The organism is Streptomyces diastaticus subsp. diastaticus (genome assembly GCF_011170125.1).
Lineage (GTDB): Bacteria > Actinomycetota > Actinomycetes > Streptomycetales > Streptomycetaceae > Streptomyces > Streptomyces diastaticus.
Genome location: NZ_BLLN01000005.1, coordinates 1733914 through 1747610 on the forward strand (window position 1 = coordinate 1733914; position 13697 = coordinate 1747610).

Annotated in this window: 11 protein-coding genes; 8 read left to right on the forward strand and 3 right to left on the reverse strand. The window is 71.7% G+C overall.

What is annotated here, in order from left to right:
* Positions 1-98: 98 nt before the first annotated feature.
* On the reverse strand, positions 99-386 hold the full coding sequence (locus Sdia_RS24880) for a hypothetical protein (protein WP_100455108.1): 288 nt from the start codon (positions 384-386) through the stop codon (positions 99-101).
* Positions 387-1001: 615 nt separating this feature from the next.
* Between Sdia_RS24880 and Sdia_RS24885 the strand changes: the two genes are divergently transcribed.
* The 8 genes from Sdia_RS24885 to Sdia_RS24920 all read left to right on the forward strand — a co-directional run bounded on the left by Sdia_RS24885 (position 1002) and on the right by Sdia_RS24920 (position 11501).
* The gene (locus tag Sdia_RS24885; protein ID WP_191835374.1) at positions 1002-4721 is read left to right on the forward strand and encodes a sensor histidine kinase; all 3720 of its coding nucleotides are present in this window, start codon (positions 1002-1004) and stop codon (positions 4719-4721) included.
* A gap of 9 nt (positions 4722-4730) precedes the next feature.
* Complete coding sequence (locus Sdia_RS24890) at positions 4731-5144, forward strand: roadblock/LC7 domain-containing protein (protein WP_003951074.1); 414 nt, start codon at positions 4731-4733, stop codon at positions 5142-5144.
* 128 nt (positions 5145-5272) lie between these two features.
* Positions 5273-5683, forward strand: a complete 411-nt coding sequence (locus Sdia_RS24895; protein ID WP_003951073.1) for a DUF742 domain-containing protein — start codon at positions 5273-5275, stop codon at positions 5681-5683.
* On the forward strand, positions 5664-6245 hold the full coding sequence (locus Sdia_RS24900) for a GTP-binding protein (protein WP_008417513.1): 582 nt from the start codon (positions 5664-5666) through the stop codon (positions 6243-6245). Before Sdia_RS24895 ends, Sdia_RS24900 begins: the two co-directional genes overlap by 20 nt.
* 489 nt (positions 6246-6734) lie before the next feature.
* Positions 6735-9806 carry a nitrate- and nitrite sensing domain-containing protein gene (locus Sdia_RS24905; RefSeq protein WP_181843995.1) on the forward strand — a complete coding sequence of 1024 codons (3072 nt, stop codon included), beginning with the start codon at positions 6735-6737 and terminating at the stop codon, positions 9804-9806.
* Positions 9807-9816: 10 nt separating this feature from the next.
* The gene (locus Sdia_RS24910) at positions 9817-10230 is read left to right on the forward strand and encodes a roadblock/LC7 domain-containing protein (protein WP_003951070.1); all 414 of its coding nucleotides are present in this window, start codon (positions 9817-9819) and stop codon (positions 10228-10230) included.
* A 91-nt stretch (positions 10231-10321) separates the two neighbouring features.
* A complete protein-coding gene (locus Sdia_RS24915) occupies positions 10322-10939 on the forward strand; it encodes a DUF742 domain-containing protein (RefSeq protein WP_100455106.1) in 618 nt (205 codons plus the stop codon).
* Entirely contained in the window at positions 10920-11501 is a 582-nt protein-coding gene (locus Sdia_RS24920; RefSeq protein ID WP_015507042.1) for a GTP-binding protein, read from the forward strand. The genes Sdia_RS24915 and Sdia_RS24920 overlap by 20 nt, the downstream gene beginning before the upstream one ends.
* A gap of 108 nt (positions 11502-11609) precedes the next feature.
* Here the strand turns inward: Sdia_RS24920 and Sdia_RS24925 are convergent, their stop codons facing one another.
* Together Sdia_RS24925 and Sdia_RS24930 are read right to left on the reverse strand one after the other, a co-directional pair.
* A complete protein-coding gene (locus Sdia_RS24925; protein WP_100455105.1) occupies positions 11610-11828 on the reverse strand; it encodes an acyl-CoA carboxylase subunit epsilon in 219 nt (72 codons plus the stop codon).
* Between the two features lie 92 nt (positions 11829-11920).
* Positions 11921-13513 (reverse strand): acyl-CoA carboxylase subunit beta, encoded by a 1593-nt coding sequence (locus tag Sdia_RS24930; RefSeq protein ID WP_100455104.1) that lies wholly within the window; start codon positions 13511-13513, stop codon positions 11921-11923.
* Positions 13514-13697 lie beyond the last annotated feature (184 nt).

Here is a 13697-nt window from a genome sequence, read left to right on the forward strand (position 1 = left end):
CGGAAGTCGGACACCCCAGGCTAACGCGCCCGTGCCCCCGGGCCGCGCGGAGCGGGCCCGGGGGCACGGGGCGTCTCGGCGGCGCGGGGCCGCCGGGGTCACTCCGCGGCGGCGGCGACCGGGCGGGGCGCGGCGGGCGCCGGGGCGGTCATCAGGATGGTGCGCACCGGGTTGGCCGTCTGGCCGGGGAGCTTCGCGCCGTAGGTGGGGCCGGTGACGGCGGGGGTGGTCGCCAGCAGGGTGCGGCGCGGGCTGGCCGTGGCGGCGGGCAGGGTGCCGGCGTCGGGGCGCCGGGCGGGCCGGCCCAGCGCGGCGGCGTCGGTGAGGCGGGCCAGCGTGGTGCGGCGGGGGTTGGCGGTGGTGCGGGGCGCCGGGGTGGTGGTCATCTGCTGCTGTGGCCCTTGTCTGCGTCGGGTGGTGCCGGTGCTGCGGCCGGTCGCGGTGCTGCCCGTTCGCGTTCCGGACGCGTGATCCCAGTAAAGCGTCAGGCTAAACATGCACATCCCCCGCAAAGTCGAGAAGGAGCCATGATCCTCGTGTGAGTTTCCTCACGCGAGGGCGGACAAGATGGACAGTTCGGGCGTGACATCCGGGCTGGGGAAACGGACAATGCACCGCTGAAGCCCTCATTCCGCTCCCGATCATGGCGACTGGGACAGCCCCGCGAACCACGCCTGGACCGTGCACCTCGTCAGCAAACGTCCGCTATGTTGCGAATCGGCTCCCACCGTTGGTGATGCCGCGCTCACTTCCGGTCACCTGTGCCCCGGGGTTACCCACGGGCCTTGTTGGAGATCCTGCACTGTGCTGAAATTCCCCGGACCGCCGCTCGAAACGGTCGGCGCGCAGGGGGCGCAACAGCGCCGCGTGGCGGTGAAAGGGGAGGACGCGCCGGTCCAACACGACCACCTGGGGCCCGGTATCCATCGGCAGGCCCCCCGAATCGACTCCGTTCCACCGCAGGCAGCGGCGGAACGCCTGGTCCAGAGGTTGCGACGCCAGTGCAGGGACGTTTCAAGAGGGATGGCAACGCTGCGGCCGACTCCGAGCCGCGCGGCGGGAGCGACCGCGGCCAGTCGACCCAGCACGCCCGGAACACCGGTCCCGGCAAGGGCCGGGACAAGGAACGTGCGGGCGGCTCCCCCACTGCCCCCACCTCCCCCGACGGAGCGGCGGAGAAGGCCGACGAGACCGCGGCCAAGCCGGCGCCCGCCACCGGTCCCGGCTCGCGAATAGCGCTGCGCAACTGGCGTATCAGCACGCGCCTGGTCGCGCTGCTGACGCTCCCCGTGGTCGCCGCCACCTCGCTCGGCGCGATGCGCATCAACTCGTCCATGGACGAGATCGAGCAGCTCGACAACATGAAGCTGCTCACCGAGATGACCAAGCACGCCACCCGGCTGGCGACCGCGCTCCAGAACGAGCGCGACCAGTCGGCCGGCCCGCTCACCCACGGTGGCAAGGCGACCGACTACGACGTCCGCAGCCACCGGGAGAACACCGACCGCGCCCGGAAGGTGTTCCTGGAGGGCACCCGCGACCTGGAGTCCGCGGACGAGCAGGCCCTCGACGGCGTCCGCAGCAACGTCCGGCAGATCACCAGCCAGCTCTACACGCTCGGTGACATCCGCAAGGAGGCGTACCAGGACGACCAGTCCGTCTCCCAGACGATCGACGCCTACAGCCAGCTCATCGAGCAGCTGCTCGACCTGTCGACCGACATGGCCCAGGCGACCAGCAACCCGGACATGATCCAGCGCACCCGCGCGCTCGCGGCCTTCTCCTCCGCCAAGGAGTACGCCTCGATCCAGCGGGCCGTGATCGCCGCCGCCCTGCCGGCCAACGACCGCACCTACGGCGAGCTCTCCGAGACCGACCGGCGCTACGGCTCCAACGCCTTCAAGAACGAGGAAGGCTCCCTCGCCATCCTCGGCGGCGTCTACGACGGCAACGCCGAGACCCTGCTGAAGCCGCTCGGCAACAACGCGACGATCACCGAGGCCAACGCCTACGCCAAGCGCGTGCTGACCGAGCCCAACGGCATGCGGATGCTGGACAAGCGCTCCTACCGCGACTGGCTGGACGACGCCTCCGCCGAGCTCGACCAGATGCAGCGCATCGAGACGACGCTGCTCACCGAGATGGAGCAGAAGGCCCGTGAGCTGCGCAACGAGGCCGAGCGCGACGCGTACATCAACGGTGCGCTGATCCTCCTGGTCCTCGGCGTGTGGCTGGTCGGCGCCTTCGTGGTGTCCCGGTCGATGATCCGCTCGCTGCGCCGCCTCCAGGACACCGCCACCAAGGTCGCCCAGGAGCGGCTGCCCGAACTGGTCCAGCAGCTGTCCGAGTCGGACCCGCAGGATGTCGACACCTCGGTGGAGTCCGTGGGCGTGCACTCCCGCGACGAGATCGGCAAGGTGGCCGCGGCCTTCGACGACGTGCACCGCGAGGCGGTCCGCCTCGCCGCCGACCAGGCGTTGCTGCGCGGCAACGTCAACGCGATGTTCACCAACCTCTCGCGCCGCAGCCAGGGCCTGATCCAGCGCCAGCTCTCGCTCATCTCCGAACTGGAGTCCCGCGAGGCCGACCCGGACCAGCTCTCCTCCCTCTTCAAGCTCGACCACCTCGCGACCCGTATGCGCCGTAACGGTGAGAACCTCCTGGTCCTCGCCGGTGAGGAACCGGGCCGCCGCTGGACGCGGCCCGTCCCGCTGGTCGACGTGCTCCGTGCCGCCGCCTCCGAGGTGGAGCAGTACGAGCGCATCGAGCTGGCGTCGGTGCCCGCCACCGACGTCGCGGGCCGCGTCGTCAACGACCTCGTGCACCTCCTCGCCGAGCTGCTGGAGAACGCCACGTCGTTCTCCTCGCCGCAGACCAAGGTCAAGGTCACCGGTCACGCCCTGCCCGACGGGCGGGTGCTGATCGAGATCCACGACACCGGCATCGGCCTCTCCCCCGAGGACCTCTCCGCGATCAACGAGCGGCTCGCGCAGCCGCCGACGGTGGACGTCTCGGTCTCGCGCCGCATGGGGCTGTTCATGGTCGGCCGTCTCTCGCAGCGTCACGGCATCCGCATCCAGCTGCGCCCCTCCGACTCGGGCGGCACGACCGCGCTGGTCATGCTCCCCGTCGACATCGCCCAGGGCGGCAAGAAGGTACCGCCGAAGAAGGGCCCCGCGGGCGTTCCGCCGGGCGGCCCCGGCGGGCGCCGTCCCGGCCCCGGCGGCCCCGGCGGCCCCGGTGGTGCCGGTGGCCAGCTCGGTGCGGGCCAGGGACGCGGTCAGGTCGGCTCCTCCTCGCCCCGTGCGGCGCTGCCCGGACGCGAGCCCGGCGCGGCGATGCGCGGCGACGCCCCTCAGCAGGGCGGCTCCACCAACCTCTTCGGCGCGGCCCCCGCGCCGGGCGGCCGAGGCCCGTCGCGGCCCGGCCAGGGCTCCGGGCAGAACGGCCCCGGCGGTCTGTTCGGCGGCGGCCCCGGCTCCGGGGCGGACCGCGGTGCCCGCCAGGGCGGCCCCGGCCAGTCCCCGTTCGGGGCGCCCTCCGGCGGCGACCAGCGGCCGCAGATACCGGTCCAGCGGCAGGACGACACCGGGGCCGACAGCCTCGGCGCGGTCCCGCCGAACGGGCCGGGCGTGCGCGCCGACGGCCGTCGCAGGCCGCAGCTACCCCCGCGGCCGGGCGGCGGTCAGCTGCCGCCGAGCGGCCCCAGGGCGGAACTGCCGGCGGCGCCGGGCGGCGAGCAGTCGCGGCCGAGCTGGTCGACCGAGCACGCGGCGGCGCACGACACGCCGCGCGGCCACGACGAACCGGACGCCACCGCGCAGTTCCCGGCCGTCTCCGAGCAGCAGGGCCCGGGCGCCACGGGGCAGTTCCCCGCGGTGCGCGAGCCGCGGCAGGGTGGCCAGGACGCGTACGGTCCCGCTGCCACGGGCCAGTTCCCGGTTCCGGGGTACGAGCAGGGTCACAGCGGTGGCCAGGCTCCGTACGACGAGCTGTCGGGCGCCGACGCCACCTCGCGGTTCCCGGCGGTCCCCGCGCAGCAGCAGGGCACGCAGGGCGGCTACCAGGACGGCGGCCACCAGGGCTTCCAGGGTGGCCATCAGGGCCAGGAGCAGCAGGGCGGCTACGACCTGTTCGGTCAGGGCGGCCGGCAGCCCGGCGGGCCCGGACTGCCGCAGGAGCCGCGCGGTGGGCAGGACGAGCTGCCCCCGTCGGGCCGCGGCCCCGGCGACGGCGGGACCCCGCTCTACGACACGCTGGAGACCAACTGGTTCCGCGGTCAGGGCGGCGAGCCGCAGGCCGAGCCGGACCCGCAGCAGGCCGCCCAGGCACCCGAGCCGCTGCGGCCCCGGACCCCGGAGCGGCCCGTGCCGCAGCGGCGTCCGGCGGCTCCGGCGGCCAGCTCCTGGCGGCCCTCGCCCAACGACGAACTGGTGAAGCAGGCCGAGCGGGTCCGCCAGCCCTCCGCGGGCGGCGTCACCACCTCGGGCCTGCCGCGCCGGGTCCCCAAGGCCAACCTCGTGCCGGGTACGGCCGAGCAGCAGCAGCACCCCACCGGTCCTCAGGTCTCGCGCGCCCCCGACGACGTGCGTGGCCGGCTGACCAATCTCCGTCGGGGCATCCAGCAGGGTCGCTACCAGAGTGGTCAGGGAGGCGCGCCGCAGGGCGACGGCTCCCGGACCGGTGGTTACCCCGGCCCCTCTCACCAGCAGGAGCGTTAGTTGAGTCCGATGAGCCAGGCGGCACAGAATCTGAACTGGTTGATCACCAATTTCGTGGACAACACCCCCGGGGTGTCGCACACGGTGGTGGTCTCCGCCGACGGACTCCTTCTGGCGATGTCCGAAGGCTTCCCCCGCGACCGCGCCGACCAGCTCGCCGCCGTCGCGTCGGGGCTGACCTCGCTGACCGCCGGGGCGTCCCGGATCTTCGAGGGCGGCCCGGTCAACCAGACCGTGGTCGAGATGGAGCGCGGCTTCCTCTTCATCATGTCGGTCTCGGACGGTTCGTCCCTCGCGGTGCTGGCGCACCCGGAGTGCGACATCGGCCTGGTCGGCTACGAGATGGCGCTGCTGGTCGACCGCGCGGGTGCCGTGCTCACGCCGGACCTGCGCGCCGAGCTCCAGGGAAGTCTCCTGCACTAGCCCGACCCGCACGACGTACGGCCGCACAACCGTCCGAACACCATCCAAGCCCGGCCGCTCAGCCTTCCCCCCACCGCCGGCCCAGTCAGACGGCACGCAGACCCCTTGCTGTCCCGCCCGGAGGATCCATGACCCCGCCCAGTCCCTCTCATGACCCGTACGGAGCTTCCCAGCATGCCTCGTACGGCGAGGAGGGTGATCAACCGCTGGTCCGTCCGTACGCGATGACCGGCGGCCGGACCAGGCCCCGCTACCAGCTCGCCATCGAGGCGCTGATCAGCACGACGGCCGACCCGGCGCAGTTGCAGGGGCTGCTTCCCGAGCACCAGCGAATCTGCCACCTCTGCCGTGAGGTCAAGTCGGTGGCGGAGGTGTCGGCCCTGCTGTCGATGCCGCTCGGCGTCGCCCGGATCCTCGTCGCCGACTTGGCGGAGGCCGGGCTTGTCGCCATCCATCAGCCCGGCGGCGACGAGAACGCCGGGGGCCAGCCAGACGTGACACTGCTCGAAAGGGTGCTCAGTGGACTTCGCAAGCTCTAACGGCGGAGCGGCCCGCTCCACCACCAGCGCGAAAATCGTGGTGGCGGGCGGCTTCGGCGTGGGCAAGACCACGTTCGTCGGAGCCGTATCGGAGATCAACCCGCTGCGCACCGAAGCCGTCATGACCAGCGCATCCGCCGGCATCGACGACCTCACCCACACCGGCGACAAGACCACCACCACCGTCGCCATGGACTTCGGCCGCATCACCCTCGACCAGGACCTCATCCTCTACCTCTTCGGCACCCCCGGACAGGACCGCTTCTGGTTCATGTGGGACGACCTCGTCCGCGGCGCCATCGGCGCCGTCGTCCTCGTCGACACCCGCCGCCTCGCCGACTGCTTCCCCGCCGTCGACTACTTCGAGAACAGCGGACTCCCCTTCGTCATCGCCCTCAACGGCTTCGACGGACACCAGCCCTACGCCCCCGAAGAAGTACGCGAAGCCCTCCAGATCGGCCCCGACGCCCCCATCATCACCACCGACGCACGCCACCGCGCCGACGCCAAATCCGCCCTCATCACCCTCGTCGAACACGCCCTCATGGCCCGACTCAAGTAGAGTCGTCGCCAAGGAAGTTGTGTGAAGACCTCCCAGCGGCGGGCTGTGTCCTTGGACACGGTCCGCCGCTGTGTTCATAACGTTTCGACAGACAATTACCTCGGCGCCGCCACGGGTCGCGGTCGATCCGTGCCGCTGCGCGCACGACCTTCCGGGCATTTGCCGCCGCTCACCGTTTATGCCCGGCTTGTCTCCGGAGCGGCTCCACCTGTGAAGCCGCTCCAGGCTGTTTGGAGGACCACCGCCTGACGTGCTGGAATGCGTCGAACTGCCCAGTAGCACACGGGCCTGGAGACGTCTGCGGCCCCGCCCGGGTGCCGCCGCCGAGAGGTTGTTGGTCGAGTGAGGCGAAGCACGACGAGCCCCGCACCGCCGTCGCGGGGCAACTTCACCCCGCCGCAGCGCGCTGCGGCGTCTCCCGCTCAGGACGCGGGTGAGGCCGCCGCTCCCCGTGGGAGCGACCATCGGCTCTCCCCACGCAACTGGCGGGTGCCCGCGCGGCTCAACGCCATTCTCCTGCTGCCCGTGGCGGTCGGCCTGGTGGTCGGCGGCTTCCAGGTGTCGGGGTCCATCGACACCTGGCGTGAGGCCCAGGACGCGGAGAAGACGGCGCGGGTCGTCGAGGCGGCGCTGAACTACGGCAACCGCCTCATCGAGGAGCGCGACGTCTCCGCCGAACCCTTCCTCAAGGGCAAGCGGAACGACGGCGAGGTCGTCAAGGCGCGCGCCGCGACCGACGCGGCGGGTGAGGAGTTCGACGTCGCCGTCCGTTCCATGCCGGACAAGCCCGGCCTCAAGCGCCGGCTGGACGCGTTCCGCGACGTGGAGCCGAACCTGGAGCCGCTGCGTGAGGCGGCGTACACGAAGAAGCTGAAGGGCGTCGAGACCGAGGAAGGCTACGTCGCCGTCCAGCACCCGCTGATGGAGTTCGCCAACGAGCTCGGTCTGGGCACCGGCAACATCACCACCTACGGCCGCACCTCCTACGCGATCTCGCTGACCAAGGCGGCCCTGTCGCTCCAGCGCTCACTCGGCATGCACCTGCTGGTCAACCCCGGACCGGACGCGGCCAGCCTCGGCAAGCAGCGCGTCGCGCTCAGCAGTTACGCCTACCTCGAGGGCATCGCGATCGAGGAGTACACCTCCAGCGGTATGGCGGAGGACGAGAAGAAGCTGGTCGCCGGGCAGAAGGAGCTGGAGGCGAAGGCCGAGAAGCAGGCCCGCGAGGCCGCTTCCGAGGCCCGGGCCGCCGGCGAGCGCTACGTCGCGCCGCCCTCCGGCCAGCAGGCCATCGCGCTGATGGTCAACCCGGCCGGCACACCGGAGTCCCTGGCCGCGCGGGGGCTGACGCCCGAGACGTGGTGGGCGCAGACCACCGCCAAGTTCGACCTGTACCACACCCTCGAGTCGGATCTCGCCGAGAACGCGGTGCAGGAGGCGGCGCAGATCGCCTCGGACGCCAAGCGTGACGCGATCATCACCGGCGTCGCGGTGATCCTGGCCCTGCTGGCGGCGTTGGTCATCGCCGCGATGATGGCCCGGCAGATGGGCCGCTCCATGCGCCAGCTGCGCAGTGCCGCGTTCAGCGTGGCCGAGCAGCGGCTGCCGTCCCTGGTCGACCAGCTCTCGCGGACCGATCCGGGCCAGGTCGACACCCGGGTCGAGCCGATCCCGATCACCTCCACGGACGAGATCGGCGAGATCGCCCGCGCCTTCGACCAGGTGCACCGCGAGGCCGTGCGGCTCGCCGCCGAGCAGGCTCTGCTGCGGGGCAACGTCAACGCGATCTTCACCAACCTCTCGCGCCGCAACCAGTCCCTCATCGAGGGCCAGCTGACGCTGATCACCGGCCTGGAGAACAACGAGGCCGACCCGGACCAGCTCGAGAACCTCTTCAAGCTCGACCACCTCGCGACGCGTATGCGCCGCAACGGTGAGAACCTCCTGGTCCTCGCCGGTGAGGAGCCGGGCCGCCGCTGGGACCAGCCGGTCCCGCTGGTGGACGTGTTGCGCGCCGCCTCCTCCGAGGTGGAGCAGTACGAGCGCATAGAGATGTCCGGGGTGCCGGAGGCGGAGATCCACGGCCGCGCCGTGACCGACCTCGTCCACCTCCTCGCCGAGCTTCTGGAGAACGCGACGACGTTCTCCTCGCCGCAGACCAAGGTGAAGGTGACCGCGACGCGGCTGCCCGACGGCCGGGTCATGGTGGAGATCCACGACAAGGGCATCGGCCTGACCGCCGAGGACTTCGCCGACATCAACCACAAGCTGGCCAACCCGCCCACGGTGGACGTGGCGGTCTCCCAGCGGATGGGCCTGTTCGTGGTCGGCCGCCTCGCGGACCGGCACGGCATCCGGGTCCAGCTGCGCCCCTCGGGCGAGCAGGCCGGCACGACCTCGCTGGTCATGCTCCCGGACGCGATCACCCACGGTGGCGGTGGCGCGGACGGCCCGGACTCCGAGTTCACGGTCTCCTCGATCATCCCCGAGCAGCAGGCGCACGAGGTGGCACCGCTGCGCACCGCGGCCGAGCTGGGCTTCGACGACAACCGCTACCGCGCGGACCAGGCCGGCGAGTTCCAGGACCTGGACCCGGTGGGCCGTTCGCTGCTGCGCGAGGAGCGCCGGGCCGCGCTGGAGTCCCAGCACGACCAGGGCCACTTCCCCGACGGCCGTCCGCTCTTCCGCGACGAGGCGCCCGGCCAGGGTGACGCGCGGGAGTACGGATTCGACGAGCGCCAGGCTGTTCCCGGCCAGGGTTTCGACGGCGGCTTCGGCGACCAGGGCTTCGGTGGCTCGCAGGCGGTCCCCGGCACCCAGGGCGGCCACGAGGCCGACTGGCAGGGCCAGGGCTTCCCGGCGGCCGACGGCACGCAGGGCGGCCAGGTGGGCCAGTACTCCGGGTACGCCGCCAACCAGGGCTACGCGGAATCCGGCTTCGACGCCGGAAACGGCGGTGCTCAGGACGACTGGCCCGGACAGAACGGGTACCAGGACGGCTACGCGTCCCCGTTCGGCCAGGAAGCGGAAGGCTTCCCGCAGGCCGACGGAGGCTCGTCGGGCGGCGTGGGCTTCGAGCGGCCCGGCCCCGCGCCGAGCGCCATCGGCGACGTCACGGACGCGGGCCTCCCGCGCCGCGCCCCCGGAGGCGCCGGTCGGCAGCAGGGCCGGCCCCAGGGTGAGCCGGGTGGCCGAATACCGCCGCAGCCCTCGTCCGGAGAGCGGAACCTTTCCGTGGACGGCGGCGACAACGACGACTGGCGATCGTCCAACGACGACCGCTGGATGGAGGCGGGCAAGCTCAAGCGGCCGCAGTCCGGGGGGACGACGTCCTCCGGTCTGCCCCGCCGGGTGCCGAAGGCCAACCTGGTCGAGGGCACGGCCGAGCAGACCCCGCAGGGCGGCCCCCAGGTCTCCCGCGACCCCGAGGACGTGCGGGGCAGGCTCAGCAACCTGCGCCGCGGCGTCCAGCGGGGCCGCACCGCAGGAAGTGACACGAACGGCCAGGCTTCGCCGGATCAGCACCGCGGGCCTGACAGCACCTACGACCAGGAGCGTTAGTGTGAGCCCGATGAGCCAGGCGGCACAGAACCTGAACTGGTTGATCACCAATTTCGTGGACAACACCCCCGGGGTGTCGCACACGGTGGTGGTCTCCGCCGACGGACTCCTTCTGGCGATGTCCGAAGGCTTCCCCCGCGACCGCGCCGACCAGCTCGCCGCCGTCGCGTCCGGTCTGACCTCCCTCACCGCCGGGGCGTCCCGGATCTTCGAGGGCGGCGACGTGAATCAGACAGTTGTGGAGATGGAGCGGGGATTCCTCTTCATCATGTCCATTTCCGACGGCTCGTCCCTCGCGGTACTCGCCCACCCGGAGGCGGACATCGGTCTCATTGGGTACGAGATGGCCCTTCTCGTGGACCGCGCGGGTACGGTACTCACCCCCGATCTGCGGGCGGAGCTCCAGGGAAGCCTTCTCAACTGACAGACAGGCAGTACGTTTTAACGCCGCGTGGCCGTAAAGTTTCGCCACGCGGCTCCCGATGACGGCGCCCGGTACAGCAGGAGGAGGAGACGTGGCATCAACCCCCGACGGCTCGCAGCCCTACTGGGCCCATGGCTACGGCCAGGGCCGGCCTCAGGGGCAGGGTGACGACGCCCCCGCGAACCCGTACGACTTCCCCTCCTCCGCGCCAGGCGGCCAGCAGCCTTACCAGAACCCGGGCCACCATCCGGGTCCCTACGGGCAGCCGTACGAGCAGCAGCCGTACCAGCAGCCGCCGGCGCCGCGGACCGAACCGGTGCAGCCTCCGCAGCAGCGCGGGGCGCCGTCGTCTGCCGGCCAGGGCGCGAGCAACCCGCTGGTGCGCCCGTACGCGATGACCGGCGGCCGTACGCGGCCGCGCTACCAGCTCGCCATCGAGGCGCTGGTGCACACCACGGCCGATCCCTCCCGGATGCAGGGGCAGTTGCCCGAGCATCAGCGGATCTGCCACCTGTGCCACGAGATCAAGTCGGTCGCCGAGATCTCGGCACTCCTCTCCATACCCCTTGGTGTGGCCCGGATCCTCGTCGCCGATTTGGCGGAGGCCGGGCTTGTCGCCATCCATCAGCCCGGCGGCGACGAGAACGCCGGGGGCCAGCCAGACGTGACACTGCTCGAAAGGGTGCTCAGTGGACTTCGCAAGCTCTAACGGCGGAGCGGCCCGCTCCACCACCAGCGCGAAAATCGTGGTGGCGGGCGGCTTCGGCGTGGGCAAGACCACGTTCGTCGGAGCCGTATCGGAGATCAACCCGCTGCGCACCGAAGCCGTCATGACCAGCGCATCCGCCGGCATCGACGACCTCACCCACACCGGCGACAAGACCACCACCACCGTCGCCATGGACTTCGGCCGCATCACCCTCGACCAGGACCTCATCCTCTACCTCTTCGGCACCCCCGGACAGGACCGCTTCTGGTTCATGTGGGACGACCTCGTCCGCGGCGCCATCGGCGCCGTCGTCCTCGTCGACACCCGCCGCCTCGCCGACTGCTTCCCCGCCGTCGACTACTTCGAGAACAGCGGACTCCCCTTCGTCATCGCCCTCAACGGCTTCGACGGACACCAGCCCTACGCCCCCGAAGAAGTACGCGAAGCCCTCCAGATCGGCCCCGACGCCCCCATCATCACCACCGACGCACGCCACCGCGCCGACGCCAAATCCGCCCTCATCACCCTCGTCGAACACGCCCTCATGGCCCGACTGCGCTGACGGCGGCGCGTCCCGCACGACGCCGACGGCCCCCGCCCTTCCCGGAGTTCTCCGGAGGGGACGGGGGCCGTCGGGGTGTACGGGACGCGCCGCGCGCGGCGCTTCGGTTCAGCCCTGCCAGCTGTGCGGGGCGCGGAAACCGGGGGTCCGCTCCAGGCGGCGCCAGCCGGCCCGGTCGCGGCCTCGGTGCGGGGCGGCGGGGGCCGGCGTGGCGGCGGCACGGGCCATCAGCAGGGCGGTGATGGCCGCCAGTTCCTCGGGCTCGGCGTGACCCTTCTCGACGCGCAGGAACTGTTCGGGCGTGGCCGGAACGGTGGGTGTGGCCATGGGGTGCTTCTCCGTCTTCTGGTGGGTCCGCGGGGAGGGTGAGGTGCGCGCCGGGGCCGGCGACGGGGTGGCCGCCGCCGGGCCGGGGACCGTCACTGGGGCGGGTTGCCGTGCTTGCGGGAGGGCAGGTCGGCGTGCTTGGTGCGGAGCATGGCCAGCGAGTCGATGAGGACCTGGCGGGTCTCGGCGGGGTCGATGACGTCGTCGACGAGGCCGCGCTCGGCCGCGTAGTACGGGTGCATCAGCTCGGCCTTGTACTCCTTGACCATGCGGGCGCGCATCGCCTCGGGGTCGTCGGCCTCGGCGATCTGGCGGCGGAAGATGACGTTGGCCGCGCCCTCGGCGCCCATCACGGCGATCTCGTTGGTGGGCCAGGCGTAGGTGAGGTCGGCGCCGATCGACTGGGAGTCCATGACGATGTAGGCGCCGCCGTACGCCTTGCGCAGGATCAGCGAGATGCGCGGCACGGTGGCGTTGCAGTAGGCGTACAGCAACTTGGCGCCGTGGCGGATGATGCCGCCGTGCTCCTGGTCGACGCCCGGGAGGAAGCCGGGGACGTCGAGGAGGGTGACGATCGGGATGTTGAACGCGTCGCACATCTGCACGAAGCGGGCGGCCTTCTCGGAGGCCTCGATGTCCAGGACGCCGGCCAGGGCCTGCGGCTGGTTGGCGACGATGCCGACGACCTGGCCGTCGAGACGGGCCAGGGTGCAGATGATGTTCCGCGCCCAGCGCTCGTGCACCTCCAGGTGGTCGCCGTCGTCGACCAGCTCCTCGATGACCTTGGCCATGTCGTACGGCCGGTTTCCGTCGGCCGGGACCAGGTCGAGGAGGGCGTCGCCGCGCCGGTCGGCCGGGTCGTCGGTCTCGGCGGCGGGCGGGTTCTCCCGGTTGTTCTGGGGGAGGAGGGAGAGGAGGTAGCGCACCTCGGCGAGGCACGTCTCCTCGTCGTCGTAGGCGAAGTGGCAGACGCCGGAGGTCTCGGCGTGCACGTCCGCGCCGCCCAGGCCGTTCTGGCTGATCTCCTCGCCGGTCACCGCGCGGACCACGTCCGGGCCGGTGATGAACATCTGCGAGGTGTCGCGGACCATGAAGACGAAGTCGGTCAGCGCCGGACTGTAGGCGGCGCCACCCGCGCACGGGCCGAGCATCACGCTGATCTGCGGGATGACCCCGGACGCCTTGGTGTTGCGCTGGAAGATGCCGCCGTATCCGGCGAGGGCGGAGACGCCCTCCTGGATGCGGGCGCCCGCGCCGTCGTTGAGGGAGACCAGCGGCGCCCCGGCCGCGATGGCCATGTCCATGATCTTGTGGATCTTCGTGGCGTGGGCCTCGCCGAGCGCGCCACCGAAGATCCGGAAGTCGTGCGCGTAGACGAAGACCGTCCGGCCCTCGACCGTGCCCCAGCCGGTGATGACACCATCGGTGTGCGGCTTCTTCTGCTCCAGGCCGAACCCGGTCGCCCGGTGCCTGCGGAGCTGCTCGACCTCGCGGAACGAGCCCTCGTCCAGCAGCAGGGCGATCCGCTCGCGGGCGGTCAGCTTGCCCTTGGCGCGCTGCGCCGCCGTCGCCTTCTCACTCGGACCCTGCTCGGCCCGCTGGCGCAGGGCGTGGAGCTCGGCCACGCGGCCACGTGCGTCGGCGGGCTCGCTCCCGGACTCGGCTGTCTCGTCCAAAACGGTCATGTAGCGACTCTACGAAGCCGGGCCCCGGGAATCTGCCGTCGACTCCTCACAGTCCTCAGGCCGTTTTCCTGGAGCGGTCTCACAGGAAGATCGGGGTACGCAACGCATTCGACTGCTGGCGGGGGGTGCGCGTTGTGGCATTCCGACAAAGGCGAGGAGCGTGCGAACGGCTCGGCGGCCCGTA

What these genes read in the sequence shown, in the direction of transcription:
- Sdia_RS24880 (WP_100455108.1), bottom strand. Translation starts at nt 386, where the DNA reads ATGACCACCACCCCGGCGCCCCGCACCACCGCCAACCCCCGCCGCACC.
- Sdia_RS24890 (WP_003951074.1), top strand. Translation starts at nt 4,731, where the DNA reads ATGAGCCAGGCGGCACAGAATCTGAACTGGTTGATCACCAATTTCGTG.
- Sdia_RS24895 (WP_003951073.1), top strand. Translation starts at nt 5,273, where the DNA reads ATGACCCCGCCCAGTCCCTCTCATGACCCGTACGGAGCTTCCCAGCAT.
- Sdia_RS24910 (WP_003951070.1), top strand. Translation starts at nt 9,817, where the DNA reads ATGAGCCAGGCGGCACAGAACCTGAACTGGTTGATCACCAATTTCGTG.
- Sdia_RS24925 (WP_100455105.1), bottom strand. Translation starts at nt 11,828, where the DNA reads ATGGCCACACCCACCGTTCCGGCCACGCCCGAACAGTTCCTGCGCGTC.
- Sdia_RS24930 (WP_100455104.1), bottom strand. Translation starts at nt 13,513, where the DNA reads ATGACCGTTTTGGACGAGACAGCCGAGTCCGGGAGCGAGCCCGCCGAC.